Source organism: Geodermatophilus sp. URMC 64 (assembly GCF_053502555.1).
This window is the reverse complement of the sequence record NZ_CP199955.1, coordinates 2,939,376-2,957,437: the sequence shown is the minus strand read 5'-3', so window position 1 is coordinate 2,957,437 and position 18,062 is coordinate 2,939,376. Positions and strand designations below refer to the sequence as shown.

Genomic DNA, 18,062 nt, shown 5'->3' with positions numbered 1-18,062 from the left:
GCGTCCGCGCCGCCCTCGACCCGGCTCACGCCGGTGGCGGTGCTGTGAGCCACCTGCCGCGAACCGTCTGGTTTCTATACTTCGGGAATGACCGCCTCCCCGATGTCACTCCGTGAGCGCCAGAAGCTGCAGACGCGCGAGCACCTGCTGGAGACGGCCGGGAGGTTGTTCGGGGAGAAAGGCTTCGCGGCCACGTCGATCGACGACATCATCGGGGCCGCCGGCACCAGTCGCGCCACGCTGTATGCCTACTTCGACAGCAAGGACGCGCTGTTGAGCGCGATCGTCGACCGGATGTGGCAGGACGGACAGCGCTACTGGGACGCGTTCGGCCTGCTGCCCGACTGGTCCCGGGGCTCGGTTCTGGGCTGGCTGCGTGAGTTCGCCGCCGCATGGCAGCGGGATGCGCCGCGGAACAAGGCTGCCTCGATCGCTTCTCCGACGATCTTCCTCGAGTCGCCGGACCGGCACCGCCGGCTGGTCCTCGGCGTACGGGCAAACAAGGAGCTCTGGCGCCACTTCCCCGAGGCCGAGGCGGAGCTTCGGGCCGCAATGGTCGTCAATGTCGTCGAGGGCCAGTTCGCCGACTACTTCTTCCACGGGTCGTCGCTCGATCTCGAGGTCTTCGTCGGCTACGTCGCCGACGCGCTGCGAGCTCTCCTCGGCGCGGCCTGACCTGCGCGGCTGCCCGGCGGGTGCTGAACCGTCGGAAGCTGCGCCCGAGCTCTCGGACCGGCGAGGCGCGCCGTTCTAGAACGAAAGTCTATTGACAAGACTTTCAGTCTGCCTAAGACTCTCTGTGTGACGCAGACCGCACAGAGAGGGCCGCGCCTCCGATGACCGCAACCGTTCCCACCCGCGTCCGAGAGCTGCGCGCGACCATCGCGCAGGCCGACCCGGCGATCCTCCTGGCGAGCATCGTCTCGATCACCGGCGACACCTCTCGGGTGCCCGAGTACACGCCGCACCTCACCTACCGCGTCGCCAACATGGCGATCAAGAGCGAGCTGCCAGCTGAGCTCCGGGCCCGGCTCGATGACTGGGCCGTGCAGGTCCTCACCGACTCGGAGGCGTACCGCGGCCACGAGCCGTCGGCGCTGGACGACGAGACCTTCCGGACGCTGGCGCAGGCGCTCACCGGCCTGCCGGTCGACCCGCGGTCGCTGCCCTTCCTCCGCGAGCAGGGCGGATTCGCCTGCTTCACGCCTACGGTGCCGCGGACGCGGGAGGCTCCGGAAGACTTCAAGGTCACCATCATCGGAGCCGGAATGGCCGGTGTGACGATGGCCGTCGCCGCCCAACATGCCGGCTTCGACTTCGAGGTGCTGGAGAAGAACCCCGGCGTCGGCGGCGTGTGGTGGCAGAACCGCTACCCCGGGATCGGCGTCGACACGCACAGCAAGTACTACTCACTGTCGTTCGAGGTCAACCCCGAGTGGACGCACTGCTACCCCGAGGGCGACGAGTTCCGCGAGTACCTCGACCGAGTGGCGCGCAAGTACGGCGTGATCGACCGGTTCACGTTCGGCGCCGAGGTGACCGAGTTGGTGTGGGACGAGGCCGACGCCCGCTGGCAGATCACCTACCTGAAGGACGGGCAGCGGGTGGAGACCTCCGCCAACGCCGTCGTGACAGCCGCCGGGTACCTGAGCCGGCCGCAACTGCCGCAGGTGCCCGGCATCGAAACCTTCCAGGGAGCCTCGTTCCACTCAGCGGAATGGGACGAGAGCTACGACTTCACCGGCAAGCGGGTCGCCGTCGTCGGCACCGGCTGCACCAGCGTGCAGATCGTCGACGCACTCGCGCCGACCATCAAGTCGCTCACCCTGTTCCAACGCCAGCCCCACTGGGTCGTGCCCAGTGCCGACAAGGCGGGGATCCCTGAGGCGGAACGCTGGCTTTTGATGAACGTGCCCAGTTACCGCCAGTGGGCGCGGCTGCACACCTTCCTCGTCATCGGCGACATCAACTACGGGATGGTGCGCTACGACGCCGACTGGGCTTCCGAACACGAGCTGTCCATCAGCGCCGCCAATGACATGGGCCTGCAGGTGGCACTGGGTCACCTCGAAGCATCCTTCTCCGACCGGCCGGACCTGCTCGCGAAGCTCAAGCCGGACTTCGCTTTCATGGGCAAGCGGCCCATCCGCGACCCGGGCACGTACTACGAGACGCTCAAGAAGGACACCACCGAGGTCGTCACCTCCGGTCTCGCGCAGGTGACGGCGCACGGCATAGTGGACGGCGACGGGGTCCTGCACGAGGTCGACGCGATCATCTACGCGACTGGTTTCGCGCTGGAGTTCCTCTCGACCTGGACCATCGTCGGCAGGGACGGCGTCAAGCTCAACGAGGTGTGGCAGGAGAGGCCGCTGGCCTACCTCGGCTGCCAGGTGCCGGCATTCCCGAACCTCTTCGTGACCTCGGGCCCCAATGCCAATCCCTCGCACGGCGGGGGGCACAACTTCTGCGTCGAAGCCGTCGTGCACTACGCGGTGGAGTGCCTGCAGACGCTGGTCGAGCGCGGTGCGCGGAGCATCGAGCCCACTTCCGAGGCCCTCCAGCGGTGGACGGAGGAGATCGAGGAGAAACTCGCGGACTCGGTGTGGGTGCGAGAGACCCGAGCCACGACGTACTACCGCAACAGGCGGGGCGACGTCGTCCTGGCCAGCCCGCTCCTCATGGAGGACTACTGGACCCGGCTGCGGGAGCCGCGCCTCAACGACCTGCGACTGGGCCGATGACCGGCACGGATGCACTGGCCAGAGCGGCTGTGACGATCGAGGGGCCCGACGAGCGGGGTTCGTCCGCTCCCGACCCCTGGGCCCGGCTGTACCCGCCGGGGGTCACCGCGGAGCTGGCGGGAGCCTTTCCGACGATGCTGGCGGCCTGGGACTCGCACGTGCGGGCCCGGCCGACGGCGCCGGCGGTGCACTACTTCGACGCCACGCTGAGCTTCGCCGACATCGACGCCGCGGCCGACGCCCTCGCCTGCGCCCTGCAGGACCGCGGCGTCGAGCCGGGGGACCGGGTCGCGGTCTATCTGCAGAACGACCCGCAGTGGCTGGTCACGATGCTGGCTGCCTGGAAGGCCGGAGCCGCCGTCGTGGCCGTGAACCCGATGCTCCGTGAGAAGGAGCTCGCGCACCACCTGACGGACTCAGGCCCCGAGGTCCTGGTCTGCCTCGACCAGCTCTACCGGGACGTGGTGATCGACGTGCTCCCCGCGACGTCGGTGGGCACCGTCATCACCACGCACCCGCTGGACATGACCCCGGACGTCGCCGTCCCGCCCTCGGTGGCCGCGCACATCCCGGACCGCCAGGTGTACGACGACGCCCTGGACTGGCAGGACCTGATGCGCCGCTACGCCGGGCGCCGTCCCGCCGCCGTGGGGATCGGACCCGCGGACATCGGCGTGCTGACCTACACCTCCGGGACGACCGGACGGTCCAAGGGTGCGATGAACCTGCACAGCGCGATGGTGCACAGCTCCACGGTCTACACCGCGTGGTGGGACCTCCGCCCGGGCCGCGACGTCGTGCTGGGGCTGGCGCCGGTCTTCCACATCACCGGCATCATCGCCGGGTTCGGCGCCCACATCGTCGCCGGCGTCCCCATCGTGCTGCTGCACCGCTTCGATGCAGGAGAGACGCTGCGGGCCATCGCCCGGTGGCGAGCGACGTTCATGGTGGGGGCGAGCACGGCCTTCATCGCGCTGGCCAACCACCCCAGCCTGCCGGACCACGACGTTTCCTCGCTGACGAAGACGCCGTCGGGCGGGGCGCCGGTCAGTCCGGCCCTGGCCGACCGGGTCAGGAGCGCCACGGGGTGGTCCATGCGGGGCGTCTACGGGATGACCGAAACCACCTCGCCGACCCACATGGCGCCGCTCGATCCCCCTGCGCCGGTGGATCCCGAGAGCGGCGCGCTGTCCGTGGGCGTTCCGGTCCCGGGGGCTCGGGTGCGCATCGTCGACGTCGACACCGGCGTGGACGTGCCCCCCGGCGTCGCTGGCGAGATCGTGGTCTCCGGGCCCATGGTCGTGCCGGGGTACTGGCAGCTCCCCGAGGAGTCCGCGCACGCGATCCGCGACGGATGGCTGCACACCGGAGACATCGGGAAGACGATCGAGGACGGCTGGCTGTTCGTGGTCGATCGGCTCAAGGACATGATCAACGCCGGCGGGTACAAGATCTTCCCGCGCGACGTGGAGGACGTGCTCTACCAGCACCCCGCGGTCCGCGAGGCCGCGGTCGTCGGGGTGCCGGACGAGTACCGCGGGGAGACGGTTCAGGCGTTCGTCTCCCTGGTGGACGGCGCCGCGGTCATGCCTGAGGAGCTGATCACGTTCTGCAAGGAACGGATGGCGGCCTACAAGTACCCGCGTGTGGTGGAGATCCGGGACGAACTGCCGAAGAACGCGAGCGGCAAGCTGCTGCGGCGTGAGCTGCGTGGAGCGTGACGTGGTGGCGGCGCCCCGTACCCGGGAGCGGGTGATGCGCGGGTTCGTCCGGGAGGTCGGTCCGCCTCCCGAAGCGGTCGACGTCGTGGCGCTGCGGCGCTGGTTGGACCGCGTCGTCGACGGCGGGCCGGCAGGGGAGCTCCGGATGAGGCTGATCGCGGGCGGGCGCTCGAACCCCACCTATGAGGTGACCGACGGGCAGCGGTTGTGGGTCCTCCGACGTCCGCCCCACGGGCACGTGCTGCCCACCGCGCACGACATGGGTCGCGAGTACCGCGTCCTCCACGCGCTGCGGGGCTCGGCGGTGCCGGTGCCTCGCGTGCTCGGCCTGTGCACCGACGAGAGCATGATCGGCGCGCCGTTCTACGTCATGGACAAGCTGGAGGGAGTGGCCCTGCGGACGCAGTCGGACACCGTCCGACTCACCGAGCAGGAGCGTAGGCGGCTGGCGGAATCGATGGTCGCCACCCTCGTCGCACTGCACGAGATCGACCCGGCCGAGGTGGATCTGGCCGACTGGGGGCGCCCGGAGGGTTACCTGCAGCGACAGCTGCACCGTTGGCGCCGGCAGTGGGAGGCGTCCGCGACCACGCCTCGCAATGAGGTGGCGGAACTGCTCCGGCGATTGTCCGCGGCCCTGCCCCCGGAGCCCCAGGCCGGCATCGTCCACGGTGACTTCAAGCTCGACAACATCATCGTCGATAGGGCCGACCCCGCGGCCATCGTCGGCGTCCTCGACTGGGAGATGTCGACGCTCGGGGACACGCTCACCGACCTCGGCATCCTCTGCTCGTTCTGGGACCACGAGGGCGAGTTCCACAATCCGATCACCGCCGGAGCGACGGCGCTGCCCGGGTTCCCCAGCCGCGACGAGGTCGTCGCCCGATACGCCGCCCTGAGGGGCATCGACGTCGCTGAGCTCGACTGGTACCGGGTCTTCGCCGACCTCAAAATCGCGGTGATCCTCGAGGGAATTCACGCCCGACACCTCCAGGGGCACACCGTCGGGGAGGACTTCGAGCGCGTCGGCGACATGGTGGTTCCGCTGCTCGGGCGAGCGCTGGAGGTCGCGTCCACCTCGAGCGTCCCGGCCCTGCGGGCATGAGCGTGGCGCCGCAGCTGGGGGAGCCCACGATGGCCGGAGTCAGCACTGCGCGTCTGCTGGCGAAGCCGGATGTCGCCGCGCTGGACCTGCGCCCGTCGCCGCGGGCGATGGAGCTCCGGCAGCGGCTCGTCGACTTCATGCACAGCGACGTGTTCCCGGCCGAGCGCGCCTACGAGGAGCACCGGGACCGGGTCGGTCCGAAGGACAGCACGGTGCCGCCGGTCGTCGAGGAGCTCAAGCGCGCGGCCCGGGCCCGCGGCCTGTGGAACCTCTTCCTCCCCGCGGAGTCCGGGATCGGCCAGCTGGACTACGCGGGTCTGGCGGAGATCACCGGATGGAGCCTTCACCTGGCCCCCGAGGCCACGAATGGGCAGGCGCCGGACACCGGCAACATGGAGTTGCTGCACCTGTTCGGCACCGAGAAACAGAAGAAGCAGTGGCTGCACCCGCTGCTGGACGGTGCGATCCGATCCGCCTTTTCCATGACCGAGATCGCCGTGGCCGGCTCGGACGCCACCAACATCGAGACCCGGATCGAGCGGGACGGCGACCACTACGTCATCAACGGGCGCAAGTGGTGGACCAGCGGCGCCGCCGACCCGCGCTGCAAGCTGCTCATCGTCATGGGCAAGACCGACGTCGAGGCCGAGCTCCACCGCCAGCAGTCGATGGTGCTGGTACCGGTCGACACGCCCGGCGTCACGATGGCCCGGGACGTGCCGGTCTTCGGCCGCTACGACCAGCACGGCCACTGCGAGGTGGTCTACGACAACGTCCGGGTCCCGGTGTCGAGCGTGCTCGGGGGGGAGGGCGCGGGCTTCGCCCTCGCCCAGGCGCGGCTCGGGCCGGGGCGGATCCACCACTGCATGCGCGCCCTCGGCGCGGCCGAGCGGGCACTGGGGCTGGTGACCGCTCGGGCGCAGTCGCGGGTCGTCTTCGGCAAGCCGCTGGCCGAGCAGGGCGTCGTCCAGCAGCAGATCGCCGAGTCTCGGATCGCGATCGACCAGGCCCGGCTGCTGTGCCAGCTGGCGGCGAAGACCATCGACGTGCACGGCAACAGGGCCGCCGCCCCGTACGTGTCGGCGGCGAAGGTCGCCGTGCCACGGGTGGCCCTCGAGGTGATCGACCGGGCGATCCAGGTCCACGGCGGGGCCGGGGTCAGCGACGACGTCCCGCTGGCGGCGATGTACGGCTGGCACCGTGCCATGCGAATCTTCGACGGCCCGGACGAGGTGCACCTGCGCACGATCGCCAAGACCGAGCTGCGCAGGACCGTCGCCTGAGCGGACGGACATCGAGGCTTTTCGACTGACCGCTGTCGACTCCGTCCCGCCGTGGCGGGGCGATCCATCCCATCCGGCCGACGAGGCCTGGACCACTAAGGGGGAAGACGTGCGCGCATTCGAGCTGATGGACTACCTGGGGCCCACCGGCTTGCGGCTAGCAGATCGGCCGGCCCCCGAGCCCCGTCCCGACGAGGTCCTCATCGACGTCCGGGCCATCGGCGTGAACTTCCCCGACCTGCTCATGACCAAGGGGCAGTACCAGTACCGCCCCGACCTGCCGGTCGTACCGGGCTGCGAGGTGGCAGGCGAAGTGGCGCGCGCTCCACAGGGGTCCCCTTGGGCGCCAGGGGACCGGGTCGCCGCCTTCGTCTGGCACGGGGCCTTCGCCGAGCAGGCGGTCGCGCCGCTGAACTCGCTGGTCCGCGTGCCGGACGCGGTCGACTGGGCCGCGGCCGCGGCGATGGTCGTGAACTACCACACCGTGCACTTCGCGCTGGCCCGACGGGGAAGGGTCCGGCCGGGGGAGACCGTGCTGGTGATGGGTGCGGGCGGCGGCATCGGTACCGCCGCGCTCCAGGTCGCGCTCGGGCTGGGCGCCCGGGTGGTTGCCGGCGTCGCCGACGAGGGGCAGGTCGCAACCGCACGCGCCGCGGGCGCCTCAGAGGTCGTCGTCCTCGAGGAGGGCTTCTCCACGCGCCTCCGGGAGCTGACCCACGGACGCGGAGTCGACGCGGTGCTGGACCCCCTGGGTGATTGGCTCTTCGACGAGGCGCTGCGTGCCCTGGCTCCGGAGGGCCGCATCCTCGTGATCGGCTTCGCCGCGGGGCAGATCCCCCAGGTCAAGCTCAACCGGCTGCTGCTGCGCAACGCCTCGGTCCTGGGTGTGGCGTTCGGGGCGTTCCTCGAGCTCGATCCCGACCTCATGAGCGAGGAGGCGCGGTCGCTGGATCGCATGGTGGCCGAGGGCGCCGTGCGGCCCCAGATCGGCGCCAGATTTGCGTTCGAGCAACTCCCGGACGCGCTCGGGCATCTGGAGCGCGGCGAGATCCCCGGGAAAGGCGTCGTGGTCCTCTGATCAAGCGTCGAGGACGCGGAGGTGGACGCCCGGGGGCCGTCATGGTCACCGGTGACCCTCCCTGCTGCGATGGCAGCGTTGAGGACGGCGGGGATGTGCGGGGGCGCGGGTTGTGGTCGGCGTCGGGTCTTCGCTGCTGCGATGGCAGCGTCGAGGACCGCGGAGGTCGAACACGAGCCCGGCTCATCGAGTGATCAGGCGCTGACCTTCCCTCGCCAGCAGCGCCGCCGGGCCACGCCGCAGCCGAGCAGCCGCAGACCCCGACTCCGCGCGTCTGACCCTTCCGCGTACTGACCATCGCGGCCCAACCCCGGAACCGCAACCGGAACCGCAACGCGACTTGGACTCTTACGGACGGCCGCGTACTTCGGCGGAGGCCACCCCCCTCGCCACCTGCCTTTATGGCACGCAGGCGAACTTCCGTGGACGCGAAGAAGTTGTCTGGGGGTCAAGGGGTCGCAGGTTCAAATCCTGTCAGCCCGACAGCGGGAAACCGCAGGTCCGGGGCCGTGTCCGGAGAGATCCGGAACAGCCCCTGACCGCTTCCTGAGGCGGTTCGACCACCATTTCGACCACCATCAGGTCACCCTGAGTGCGTGCACGACCTGTCGGTTCGGGCGTCGGACGTGGGCGTCGACGATCCGGGGGACGGGCGGTCGGGTCACGGAGGGCGACCATCGCCCCTGGGGTGGTCGCCAGGTCCGTCCAATGCTTCGGGGCGGGGGATGTATCGCCGCGGCATCGCGGCGCGAGTGGATCCTCGCTGCGCCGTGGTCGTCTTCGCCGACTCCCCGGGCAGGCTCCGCACGTCGACGCATACGCGGGTGGAGAGAGCCGGCACCCGAAGGCGGGACCCGTGTCGGCATGGCGGGGCACCCCGCCGGAGGAGCGCGCCGACAGCCACCGCGACCTCCCCGACGGACGCCCGAACTGCCCCGGTGACTCCGGGACAGAGGTCGTCAGCTCCGGCGGATGCCAGCGAGTGTCCGACCAGCACGAGGGAACAGAGCACGTGGTCCTTGGGCCGTCCGGACCGACCGGACGCCCCGAGTCGTGCAGGGGTGCTGCCGCACCCCAGCAGGGGCTGAGCCAGGCTGTGAGGTCGCGATGACGTACCGGACGGCGTGGGACAGGCTGCGACCCACCCGGCACACCGCACCGGGCCCCCGCGCCCCGCAAGCCTCACGCGGACGCGCGTGGGCGTTGCTGCGCCGGCCCGCGATCCAGCGCGGCGTCCGGGCCTCGATCGCTGCCGGGTTGGCCTGGCAGGTCGCCGTCCTGCTGCCACCGCTTCTGGCGGACTACGCCTACTACGCACCCCTGGGCGCGGTGATCGCGGTCCACCCCACTGTTGCCGACTCGGCCGGCGCGGCCTGGCGGACCGTGCTCGCGATCATGCTCGGCTTCGGCCTCGCCGTCCTGGTCTACGAGGCGACCTCGTCCCTGCCCGGTGCGCTCACCATCGCCCTGCTCGTGGCGCTCGCGATCGGGGTGGAGAAGTGGGGCGTGCTCGGCCCGCAGGCCGGCTGGGTGAGTTTCGCCGCCGTGCTCATGCTCACCGTCGGCGCCGACGACCCCGGCGCCTACGTGCTGCGCTATGCCGGTCTCACCCTGCTCGGCGCGGCGGTCGGCGTCCTCGTCACCACCGTCCTGTTCCCCCCGCTGCAGCTGACCCAGGCGGTGGAGCAGATCGCCTGTACCCGGGAGATGCTCGCCCGGCACCTGGAGCAGATGGCCGCCCGGCTGGCCTGCGATCGGGTCCCCTCGCCGGCCGAGGAGCGAGGCTGGATGGCGGCGCTTGGCCCGCAGCTGGACCGGATGCGCCGGGCCGAGGCGCTCGTCGAGCGGGCCCGGCAGGCCAATCCGCGGGCCGGTAGCTGGCAGGGGACCGCCGCGCGCATCCGCGCGGAGTCACGGGCACTCGACCGCGTCGCCGTCCTCATCGACGATCTCACCGCGCTCGTCTCCGAACTGCAGCCGCACCGGCGGGGGAGCCGGACCGACGTCGGCACCGCCCAGCTGCTCGGCGCGGCCCTGACCGCGCTCGCCGGCGTGGTGCGCAACCCCTACCACTCCGACGACGGGACGGCGCCCGACCCCCGGACGCAGCAGATCGACACCGCCAACGAGGCAGTGGACCGGATGGTCGAGCGGCTGAGCGCTCTGCCGGGCGACCGGTCCCTGCTGCCGTTGAGCGCGGTGGTGGTCGGAGTGCAGCGCGGCCTGATGGCTCTCGAGGCGTACCGACCCGACTGACCTGCGCTGATCCGGAGGGACAGCGGCGGCGTGCAGCGGATGCCTGGGCCGACACCGGAATGGGTACCGGAGAGATCACTGTCGAGGACCTGTCACGAGGCCCGCACGGTCAGTGTCCCTCGGGGGTGGCTGTGCTGAAAATCACCTCAGACCCTTGCCCCACGGCCACGCCTCTGGTTCCCTCTTCCGAAGCGAGTCTCACATGACGCAACACGATAGGGGACTGCCATGGAGCGACCGCGTCGAGAGCAAGCCTCTTTCCCCAGCCCGCTGAACGGCCGACCGCAGGACGCCGGCGAGAACCCGGCACCCGTCACGGCCGCCCATCGGGAGAGGGACGAGGACCCCACCGTCCGGGACGTCGACGAGTCCGGGACGGGGACCCACCCGGCGATAGCCAAGCCACCGCCCTGTGTGGCCGACCGGCACTGGGACGTGGACAGGGTCCTGTTCGCCGTCGCCGCGGCCATGGCACTGGGCTTCGTCGCCTGGGGCTTCGCCAGCCCCACCGGCCTGGGCACCGCGAGCAGTTCCGTGCTCGGCTGGATCACCGGCAACCTCGGCTGGCTGTTCGTGCTGCTCGCCTCCGCATTCGTGGTCTACGTGATCTGGCTCGCGGCCAGCAAGTACGGGCGGATTCCGCTGGGGCGCGACGACGAGCGGCCGGAGTTCCGCACGGTCTCGTGGGTCGCGATGATGTTCAGCGCAGGTATGGGCATCGGGCTGATGTTCTTCGGCGTGGCCGAACCGCTCTCGCACTACGTCTCCCCACCGCCGCTGACGAACCAGCCCGAGTCGGCCGAGGCGATCCAGACGGCGATGGCCACCACGCTGTTCCACTGGACCCTGCACCCGTGGGCGCTGTACGCCGTGGTCGGGTTGGCCATCGCCTACGGCACCTTCCGGCGCGGTCGCCGTCAGCTGATCAGCTCCGCCTTCATCCCGCTGCTCGGCGAGCGGCGGGCCACCGGCCCCACCGGCCGGGTCATCGACGTCCTCGCCATCTTCGCCACGCTGTTCGGGTCGGCCGCCTCCCTCGGCCTGGGCGCCCTGCAGATCGGCAGCGGGGTGGAGATCCTCGGCTGGGCCGGCGACGTCGGCAACGCCGTGCTGGTCGGGATCATCGCGGTGCTGACCGCCGCCTTCGTCGCCTCGGCCGTCTCCGGCGTCGCCAAGGGCATCCAGTGGCTGTCCAACATCAACATGGTCCTGGCGCTGGTGCTCGCGCTGTTCGTCTTCGTCCTCGGCCCGACGATCTTCATCCTGAACCTCATCCCCGACGCGGTCGGCAGCTACTTCTCCGACCTCGGCGAGATGGCGGCGCGCACGGAGGCCACCGGCGGTGACGCGATGGCCACCTGGCTGCGCGGCTGGACGGTCTTCTACTGGGCCTGGTGGATCAGCTGGACGCCGTTCGTCGGGCTGTTCATCGCGCGCATCAGCCGCGGCCGGACCATCCGTCAGTTCGTCACCGGCGTGCTTCTGGTGCCCAGCCTGGTCAGCCTGCTGTGGTTCGCCGTCTTCGGCGGTGCGGGCATCGCCGCTCAGCGCGGCGGCCTGGACGTCGCCGGGCAGGGCACCACGGAGGGGCAGCTGTTCGCGGTGCTGGAGCAGTACCCCTGGGCCACCGCCGCGACCGTGGTCGTGATGCTGCTCGTCGGCATCTTCTTCGTGTCCGGCGCGGATGCGGCCTCGATCGTCATGGGATCGCTGTCGCAGCGCGGCACCCTGGAGCCGAGCCGCTGGGTCGTCATCTTCTGGGGCGTCGTGATGGGGTCGGTCGCAGCGATCATGCTGCTGCTGGGCGAGGACGGCGCGGCGCTGACGGGGCTGCAGAACCTGACGATCATCGTGGCCCTGCCGTTCGCGCTGGTGATGGCCGCGATGGCGGTGAGCCTGGTCAAGGACCTCCGCCGCGATCCCATGGTCCTGCGCGGCAACTACGCCACCGTGGCGATCGAGCAGGCCGTGGTCGACGGGATCAGCCGCCACGGGGACGACTTCGTCCTCGTCGTGGAGAAGACCCCCGGCTCGCCGGCGGCCACAGCAGCGAGCCCGGACGGGGATAGCCAGAAGTCGGTCGGCCTGAACGGCAACTTCGTCTCGACGGAGCGACCGGCCATCCCTGAGCAGAGTCAACCCGCCACCGAGGCCGTCGGCCGTCCGCAGGACCCGCGCGAGTAGCGGTACTGCCGGCGAGGCACGGGCCTCCCGGTACCGGAGCGGCCGAGAGTCGGCTCCGGTGCCGGGAGGCTGCGCTGTGCACGCCCGTCGGCGCGTCGCTCAGGCGCTCGCCGCAACCCGGGCCGCGCTGGCCGCGGCGTTGGTCACCACGACCACCCCGATGCCGAACCATTCGTGCCCGGCCAGCAGCTGACCGAGCATGACCATGCCGGCGAGCGCGGCCATCACCGGGTGGACGCTCATGAAGACCCCGAACAGCCGCTGGGGACCACCCGCAGGGCCATCAGGTCGACTGCGTACGGGACCACCGACGCGAGCACCTCAGCCGTGACGGCGTAGCCCAGCGGCGCCCCGCCGAGCCGCCCGGAGGCGGCGAGCAGCACGAGCACCGGCAGGTAGGCGAGCACGCAGAGGGCCGTCGGCACCGCGGGGGCCTGCAGCCCCGGCAGACCGAGCGACGCGAATGCGTGTGCTCCGAGGGCGGCTCCCACATGGTTGCTCAGCGCGCTGCCGAGCACCGCTCCGGCGCCGCGCAGCAGCGGCGCTCTCCGCCCGCCGCCGGTTCCCCCGTCACTGGCCACCTGGGATCCGGAGGTGCGCCAGCTGCGGGCACGTCGCAGGCGTCGGTGTCCCGCCCGTCCGGTGGACGACGCGCGGCTGCGGACCGCGCTGCTCGGCGTCGAACGCCGCTACGCCGCCGTGGCCGTCGACGACCCGCTGGCCGCACCGTCGCCGTCGACCGGCACCACGAGCGAGGAGCTGTGGTCACCGCCGGCGGCGCCCGCCGCCATCCGGGCGGTCCACGGGATCGAGGACTGGCTCACGGTCATCGCCGCGGGGAGGCGCTGGGCAGCTCGGCGGAGGCCACCCCTGCCCAGCACCCCCGGCCCGGCGTCGCCTACCGGCTGGTCCGGGACGCCCCGCCCATCCCGGTGTGGCTCGCCTCCGAACCTCGACGCGTTCGTGCAACGTGGGCGAGCAGTACGCACGGCGCACGCCGGGCGACACCCACACCGGTCGGGACCGGGGATGACGAAGGGACCGGCTCGGCGGGTCAGGACGACGCCGGCACGGCGGCGCGCAGCTGCCGGCGCCAGCGGGTGAACAGGCGGGGCTGGTTCATCCCGAGCACCGCCACGGGGTCGCCGTCCCGCTCGTAGACGACCAGGAAACTCCGGTCCGCACAGCTGCCCTCCACGACCCGCGCGACGTCGCCCTCGCGGCGCGAGCCCGCGAACTGGATGCGGGCGCCGTACTGGTCGGACCAGAAGTAGGGGACCGGCGCCGGCGCCGGCGCCCCGGCACCCAGCAGGGTGGCAACCACGGTGGCCGGCTGCTCCAAAGCGTTGGTCCAGTGCTCGATGCGGACGTGCCGCTCCGCGGAGCGCGACCACGTCGCGGCGCAGTCGCCGACGGCGACCACGCCGGGGACGTTGGTGGCGCCGCGCTCGTCGGTGAGGACGCCGTTGCCGAGGGCCACGCCGGAACCGGCCAGCCACTCGACGTTCGGTGCGGCGCCGATCCCGACGACCACCACGTCGGCGGGGAGCCGCGTGCCGTCGGTCAGCTCCACGGCCTCGACCCGGCCGGTGCCCACCAGGCCGGCGACCCCGGTGCCGGTCAGCAGCCGGGTGCCGTGGTCGGCGTGCAGCCCGGCGCAGACCCCGCCCATCTCGGCGCCCAGCGGGCCGGCGAGCGGGACGGGCTGGGTCTCGACGACGGTGACCTCGAGCCCGAGCTTGCGCGCCGTGGAGGCGACTTCCGCCCCGATGAAGCCGGCCCCGATCACGACGAGGCGTTCGGCGGCGGCCAGGTCCTCCCGGAGGGAGATCGCGTCGTCCAGGGAGCGCAGCACGTGCACGCCGTCGAGGCCCTCGCTGCCCGGCAAGCGTCGCGCGCGGGCGCCCGTGGCCAGGACGACGCCATCGGCCCGGATCTCGCCGCCGTCGCGCAGCAACACCGAGCGGGTGACGTGATCCAGGCCGACCGCCGTGGTCCCCAGCCGCCACTCGAGCCCGAGCCCCTCGTCGTCGTCCATGCCCAGGGCGATGTCGTCCAGCGTGGCCGTACCCGCCAGGAAGTCCTTGGACAGGGGCGGCCGGTCGTAGGGGGCGTGCACCTCGTCGCCGATGACCACGATGCGGCCCTCGAAGGACTGCTCCCGCAGCGCCCGTGCCGCGGAGAGGCCGGCGAGGGAGGCCCCGACGACGGCGACCGTGGGGCTCACGCGGCACCCTCCGCGGCGGTCGTCGCCTGCACGTAGATCATGCCGTCCTGCACGACGACCCGGTGCGTGCGGACCGGCGTCTTGGCCGGCGGGCCGGAGACCTTTCCGGTGCGCAGGTCGAAGCAGGAGGCGTGCAGGGGGCACTCCACGGCGCAGCCGTCCAGCCAGCCGTCGGCCAGCGAGGCGTCCTGGTGGGTGCAGGTGTCGTCGATCGCGTAGAAGTCGCCGTCGACGTTGAAGACCGCGATGGGCTCGTCGGCCTCGACTCGGGTCGCCTCGCCGGGCGGCAGGTCGGTCGTGGGGCAGACCGGGATCATGGGCGCTCCAGGCTCGTGAGTGCGGTGTTGCGTGTATCACAACTCGTCGCCGATAGCGCAACAGCATGGCGAACCCGCACCGTGCCGTCAAGAGGGACGACCGGCCCGCGGCGTCCGCCACCTACGCTGAGGCCATGAGTGGGCCGCAGGATGGGAACGGAGAGCGGAACTCGGTCGCCGCGGTCCAGTCCGTGGACCGGGCCCTGAGCGTCCTCGAGATCCTCGCGGCGCACGGGGAGGCCGGTGTCACCGAGGTGGCCGCCGAGCTCGGCGTTCACAAGTCCACGGCCTTCCGGCTGGTCGCGGTGCTCGAGAGCAGGGGCTTCGTCGAGCAGCTGGCCGATCGGGGCAAGTACCGGCTCGGCTTCGGCGTCGTGCGCCTGGCCGGCGCCGCCGCCGCGCAGCTGGACATCGCCCAGCAGGGACGGCGGATCTGCGAGGCGCTGGCCGCGGACCTCGAGGAGACCGTGAACATCGCCATCCTCGACAGCGACCGCGCGGTGAACGTCAGCCAGGTCCGCGGGCCGGCGGCGCTCAGCACGCACAACTGGGTGGGGCAGGGCACGCCGTTGCACGCCACCTCGAGCGGCAAGGTGCTCCTGGCGCACGCAGCTGACTCCGTTCGCAAGGACGTGCTGTCCCGGGAGCTGCCGCGCTACACCGCCGCCACCATCACCGATCCCGAGCAGCTGCGCGACCACCTCGACCGGGTCGTCGAGCGGGGCTGGGGTTCGACGGTCGAGGAGTACGAGGTCGGGCTGAACGCCGTCGCGGCGCCCGTGCGCGACGCGCACGGAGACGTGGTTGCGGCCCTCAGCGTCTCCGGTCCGTCCTTCCGCATGGGCTCGGAGGACTTCCCCAGGCTCGCCACGCGCGTGGTGTCAGCCGCTGACGAGCTGAGCAGGAGGCTGGGCTTCTTCGGCTAGTCCGCTACCGGGCGTGGGGAGCGGCGCCGGTGGTGAAACGACTGTTGCGCATAGCGCATCCTGGTGTGTAATTTGCAACACAGCGGTCGTCATCCCGCGTTGCCGACTTCCGGCGTGTCCCTCATATCGCCCGACGGAACCCCGAGGTGCCGTATGACCACCACCGACCTGCCCGCGAGCCTCATCTCCACGCTGCCGGGCCAGTACTACACCGACCCGGCGATCTTCGCGTTGGAGCAGTCCCACGTCTTCGAGAACATGTGGTTCTGCGTCGTGCGCTCGAGTGACCTGCTGACGCCCGGCTCCTTCAAGAAGGTCCAGGTGGGCCGGGAGAGCGTGCTCGTGGTCCGTGGCCGGGACGGGCAGCTGCGCGCGTTCCTCAACATCTGCCGGCACCGCGGCGCGCAGATCTGCACGGAGGAGTCGGGAGAGGTCAAGCGGGCCTTCCAGTGTCCTTACCACGCCTGGACCTATGACCTCTCGGGCAAGCTCGTCGCGGCCCCCAACCTGACGAAGATGCCCGACATCGACCGGGTCCAGTACGGCCTGGTGCCGGTGGCGTTGCGCGAATGGCTGGGTTACGCGTGGGTCTGCCTGGCGAAGGAACCCCCGTCCTTCGAGGACGACGTCATGGGCGCCATCACCGAGCGGCTGGGCAACCTCGAGTCCATCGAGCGCTACGAGTTGGACTCGCTCACGGTGGGCCGTCGCATCACCTACGACGTGAAGGCGAACTGGAAGCTCATCATCGAGAACTTCATGGAGTGCTACCACTGCGCGACCATCCACCCGGAGCTCACCGAGGTGCTCCCGGAGTTCGCCGACGGCTACGCCGCGCAGTTCTTCGTCGGGCACGGCGCGGAGTTCGGCGAGGAGGTCCAGGGCTTCACCGTCGACGGCAGCGAGGGCTTCGGCAAGCTTCCCGGCGTCGCTGAGGACCAGGACCGCCGCTACTACGCCATCACGGTCAGGCCGACTGTTTTCGTCAACCTGGTCCCCGACCACGTGATCTTCCACCGCATGTTCCCCGTCGCAGAGGACCGGACGATCGTGGAGTGCGACTGGCTCTACTCCCGCGAGGTGGTGGAGTCGGGCAGGGACGTGTCCCGGTCGGTGGAGCTGTTCCACCGGGTCAACGAGCAGGACTTCGCCGCCTGCGAGCGGACCCAGCCGGCGATGTCCTCGCGCGCCTACGCCAACGGCGGTGTGCTCGTGCCCTCGGAGCACCACATCGGCGAGTTCCACGAGTGGCTGACCCAGCGCCTGTCGCACTGACCCCGAGTCGCGTCGCGCGGAGCCGGGAGGACGACGTCCTCCCGGCCCGTGCGCGTCACACGGCGAGGTAGCCGTCGTCGGTGCGGACGACGAGGCCCTGGCGACCGAGCCGCTCCAGGTGCAGGAGCGCGGTCCGGCGCTCGACCGCGTCGACGAAGGGCAGCCGGACGTGCGGCCGGTACACCAGGCGGTGGGCGACGATGTCCGCCAGCGTGCGTGGCCGCCGCAGCAGCTGCAGCAGCGTCTCGTCCCGGCGATCGATGACCGCGGCGAAGCGGGCCAGGGCAGCGAGGAGCGCCTGCCGATCGTCGAGCACGCCGACCTGGTGGGACGTCCCGTACCAGCGCGCGTCGATGTCGCGGAGGCGTTCGATCGAGCCGACGAAGTCGTCCAGGCTGCTGGAGAGGTCGCCGTAGTAGGGGCCGAACGACGTGAGGTCGACGTCCCCGAGGAAGAGAAATCCGTCCGGCTCGACGAGCAGGCCGCAGTGACCGGCGGTGTGGCCGGGCAGGTGGACGACCGTCACGGAACGCCGCCCGAGGTCGAGCGCCGCGCCGTCGTCCACGGTCTCCACCCGCTCGTGGCCGCTCACGTGGAAGGTCTCGCGGAGCTGGTGCCGGAACAGGTCAGCCTCGGCATCCGCCATGCCGAACCCGGCGAGGAGTGCCTCGGGATCCCGGACCGCGGCGGCCTCCGCGGGATGGACGACGACCGGCACGTCCGGGAACAGGTGAAGGCCCGCGACGTGGTCCTCGTGCGCGTGGGTGACGGCGACGAGCTCGATCTCCGCGCCCAGGCCGCCCCGTCGGTGGACCTCGAGGGAGGGGTCGACCAGGACGGCGCTCTCCGTCCCGCTGATCAGCAGGGAATTGCCGCACGGGTAGCGGCCGCCGTCCGGCGAGGTGAGCAGCGTGACCCCTCCGTACCCCGCGTCGAGCCCGTGCAC

The 18,062-nt window shown here is 71.2% G+C and carries 16 protein-coding genes; 10 read left to right on the top strand and 6 right to left on the bottom strand.

Annotation, left to right across the window (positions count from 1 at the left end; translation table 11 throughout):
- The first annotated feature begins 87 nt into the window (after positions 1–87).
- The 8 genes from ACWIYF_RS14435 to ACWIYF_RS14400 all read left to right on the top strand — a co-directional run bounded on the left by ACWIYF_RS14435 (position 88) and on the right by ACWIYF_RS14400 (position 12,371).
- Complete coding sequence (locus ACWIYF_RS14435) at positions 88–675, top strand: TetR/AcrR family transcriptional regulator (RefSeq protein WP_448623520.1); 588 nt, start codon at positions 88–90, stop codon at positions 673–675.
- Between the two features lie 161 nt (positions 676–836).
- Positions 837–2,744 (top strand): flavin-containing monooxygenase, encoded by a 1,908-nt coding sequence (locus ACWIYF_RS14430; protein WP_448623519.1) that lies wholly within the window; start codon positions 837–839, stop codon positions 2,742–2,744.
- A 29-nt stretch (positions 2,745–2,773) separates the two neighbouring features.
- The gene (locus ACWIYF_RS14425) at positions 2,774–4,465 is read left to right on the top strand and encodes a class I adenylate-forming enzyme family protein (protein ID WP_448623518.1); all 1,692 of its coding nucleotides are present in this window, start codon (positions 2,774–2,776) and stop codon (positions 4,463–4,465) included.
- Positions 4,466–4,469: 4 nt separating this feature from the next.
- Positions 4,470–5,570 carry a phosphotransferase family protein gene (locus ACWIYF_RS14420; RefSeq protein ID WP_448623517.1) on the top strand — a complete coding sequence of 367 codons (1,101 nt, stop codon included), beginning with the start codon at positions 4,470–4,472 and terminating at the stop codon, positions 5,568–5,570.
- The gene (locus ACWIYF_RS14415) at positions 5,567–6,853 is read left to right on the top strand and encodes an acyl-CoA dehydrogenase family protein (protein ID WP_448623516.1); all 1,287 of its coding nucleotides are present in this window, start codon (positions 5,567–5,569) and stop codon (positions 6,851–6,853) included. The genes ACWIYF_RS14420 and ACWIYF_RS14415 overlap by 4 nt, the downstream gene beginning before the upstream one ends.
- Positions 6,854–6,962: 109 nt before the next feature.
- Positions 6,963–7,931: an NADPH:quinone oxidoreductase family protein gene (locus ACWIYF_RS14410; protein ID WP_448623515.1), complete on the top strand. Its 969-nt coding sequence runs from the start codon at positions 6,963–6,965 to the stop codon at positions 7,929–7,931.
- Positions 7,932–9,134: 1,203 nt separating this feature from the next.
- Positions 9,135–10,187, top strand: a complete 1,053-nt coding sequence (locus ACWIYF_RS14405) for an FUSC family protein (protein WP_448623514.1) — start codon at positions 9,135–9,137, stop codon at positions 10,185–10,187.
- Between the two features lie 435 nt (positions 10,188–10,622).
- Complete coding sequence (locus ACWIYF_RS14400; RefSeq protein WP_448623513.1) at positions 10,623–12,371, top strand: BCCT family transporter; 1,749 nt, start codon at positions 10,623–10,625, stop codon at positions 12,369–12,371.
- 99 nt (positions 12,372–12,470) lie between these two features.
- Here the strand turns inward: ACWIYF_RS14400 and ACWIYF_RS14395 are convergent, their stop codons facing one another.
- The 5 genes from ACWIYF_RS14395 to ACWIYF_RS14375 all read right to left on the bottom strand — a co-directional run bounded on the left by ACWIYF_RS14395 (position 12,471) and on the right by ACWIYF_RS14375 (position 14,915).
- Positions 12,471–12,614 carry a hypothetical protein gene (locus ACWIYF_RS14395; protein ID WP_448623512.1) on the bottom strand — a complete coding sequence of 48 codons (144 nt, stop codon included), beginning with the start codon at positions 12,612–12,614 and terminating at the stop codon, positions 12,471–12,473.
- Positions 12,611–12,952 carry a hypothetical protein gene (locus ACWIYF_RS14390; RefSeq protein WP_448623511.1) on the bottom strand — a complete coding sequence of 114 codons (342 nt, stop codon included), beginning with the start codon at positions 12,950–12,952 and terminating at the stop codon, positions 12,611–12,613. The genes ACWIYF_RS14395 and ACWIYF_RS14390 overlap by 4 nt, the downstream gene beginning before the upstream one ends.
- Before the next feature lie 108 nt (positions 12,953–13,060).
- Positions 13,061–13,195: a hypothetical protein gene (locus ACWIYF_RS14385; RefSeq protein WP_448623510.1), complete on the bottom strand. Its 135-nt coding sequence runs from the start codon at positions 13,193–13,195 to the stop codon at positions 13,061–13,063.
- A gap of 230 nt (positions 13,196–13,425) precedes the next feature.
- Positions 13,426–14,598, bottom strand: coding sequence for an NAD(P)/FAD-dependent oxidoreductase (locus tag ACWIYF_RS14380; protein ID WP_448623509.1), 1,173 nt, complete (start codon positions 14,596–14,598; stop codon positions 13,426–13,428).
- Positions 14,595–14,915, bottom strand: coding sequence for a bifunctional 3-phenylpropionate/cinnamic acid dioxygenase ferredoxin subunit (locus tag ACWIYF_RS14375; protein ID WP_448623508.1), 321 nt, complete (start codon positions 14,913–14,915; stop codon positions 14,595–14,597). The genes ACWIYF_RS14380 and ACWIYF_RS14375 overlap by 4 nt, the downstream gene beginning before the upstream one ends.
- A gap of 134 nt (positions 14,916–15,049) precedes the next feature.
- On the opposite strand from ACWIYF_RS14375, the gene ACWIYF_RS14370 reads away from it, so the two are divergent.
- Positions 15,050–15,841, top strand: coding sequence for an IclR family transcriptional regulator (locus ACWIYF_RS14370; RefSeq protein WP_448623507.1), 792 nt, complete (start codon positions 15,050–15,052; stop codon positions 15,839–15,841).
- A gap of 153 nt (positions 15,842–15,994) precedes the next feature.
- Positions 15,995–17,116, top strand: a complete 1,122-nt coding sequence (locus tag ACWIYF_RS14365) for an aromatic ring-hydroxylating oxygenase subunit alpha (RefSeq protein ID WP_448623506.1) — start codon at positions 15,995–15,997, stop codon at positions 17,114–17,116.
- A 55-nt stretch (positions 17,117–17,171) separates the two neighbouring features.
- Here the strand turns inward: ACWIYF_RS14365 and ACWIYF_RS14360 are convergent, their stop codons facing one another.
- A complete protein-coding gene (locus ACWIYF_RS14360) occupies positions 17,172–18,062 on the bottom strand; it encodes an MBL fold metallo-hydrolase (RefSeq protein WP_448623505.1) in 891 nt (296 codons plus the stop codon).

What these genes read in the sequence shown, in the direction of transcription:
- ACWIYF_RS14435 (WP_448623520.1), top strand. Translation starts at nt 88, where the DNA reads ATGACCGCCTCCCCGATGTCACTCCGTGAGCGCCAGAAGCTGCAGACG.
- ACWIYF_RS14430 (WP_448623519.1), top strand. Translation starts at nt 837, where the DNA reads ATGACCGCAACCGTTCCCACCCGCGTCCGAGAGCTGCGCGCGACCATC.
- ACWIYF_RS14415 (WP_448623516.1), top strand. Translation starts at nt 5,567, where the DNA reads ATGAGCGTGGCGCCGCAGCTGGGGGAGCCCACGATGGCCGGAGTCAGC.
- ACWIYF_RS14395 (WP_448623512.1), bottom strand. Translation starts at nt 12,614, where the DNA reads ATGAGCGTCCACCCGGTGATGGCCGCGCTCGCCGGCATGGTCATGCTC.
- ACWIYF_RS14375 (WP_448623508.1), bottom strand. Translation starts at nt 14,915, where the DNA reads ATGATCCCGGTCTGCCCCACGACCGACCTGCCGCCCGGCGAGGCGACC.
- ACWIYF_RS14370 (WP_448623507.1), top strand. Translation starts at nt 15,050, where the DNA reads ATGAGTGGGCCGCAGGATGGGAACGGAGAGCGGAACTCGGTCGCCGCG.
- ACWIYF_RS14365 (WP_448623506.1), top strand. Translation starts at nt 15,995, where the DNA reads ATGACCACCACCGACCTGCCCGCGAGCCTCATCTCCACGCTGCCGGGC.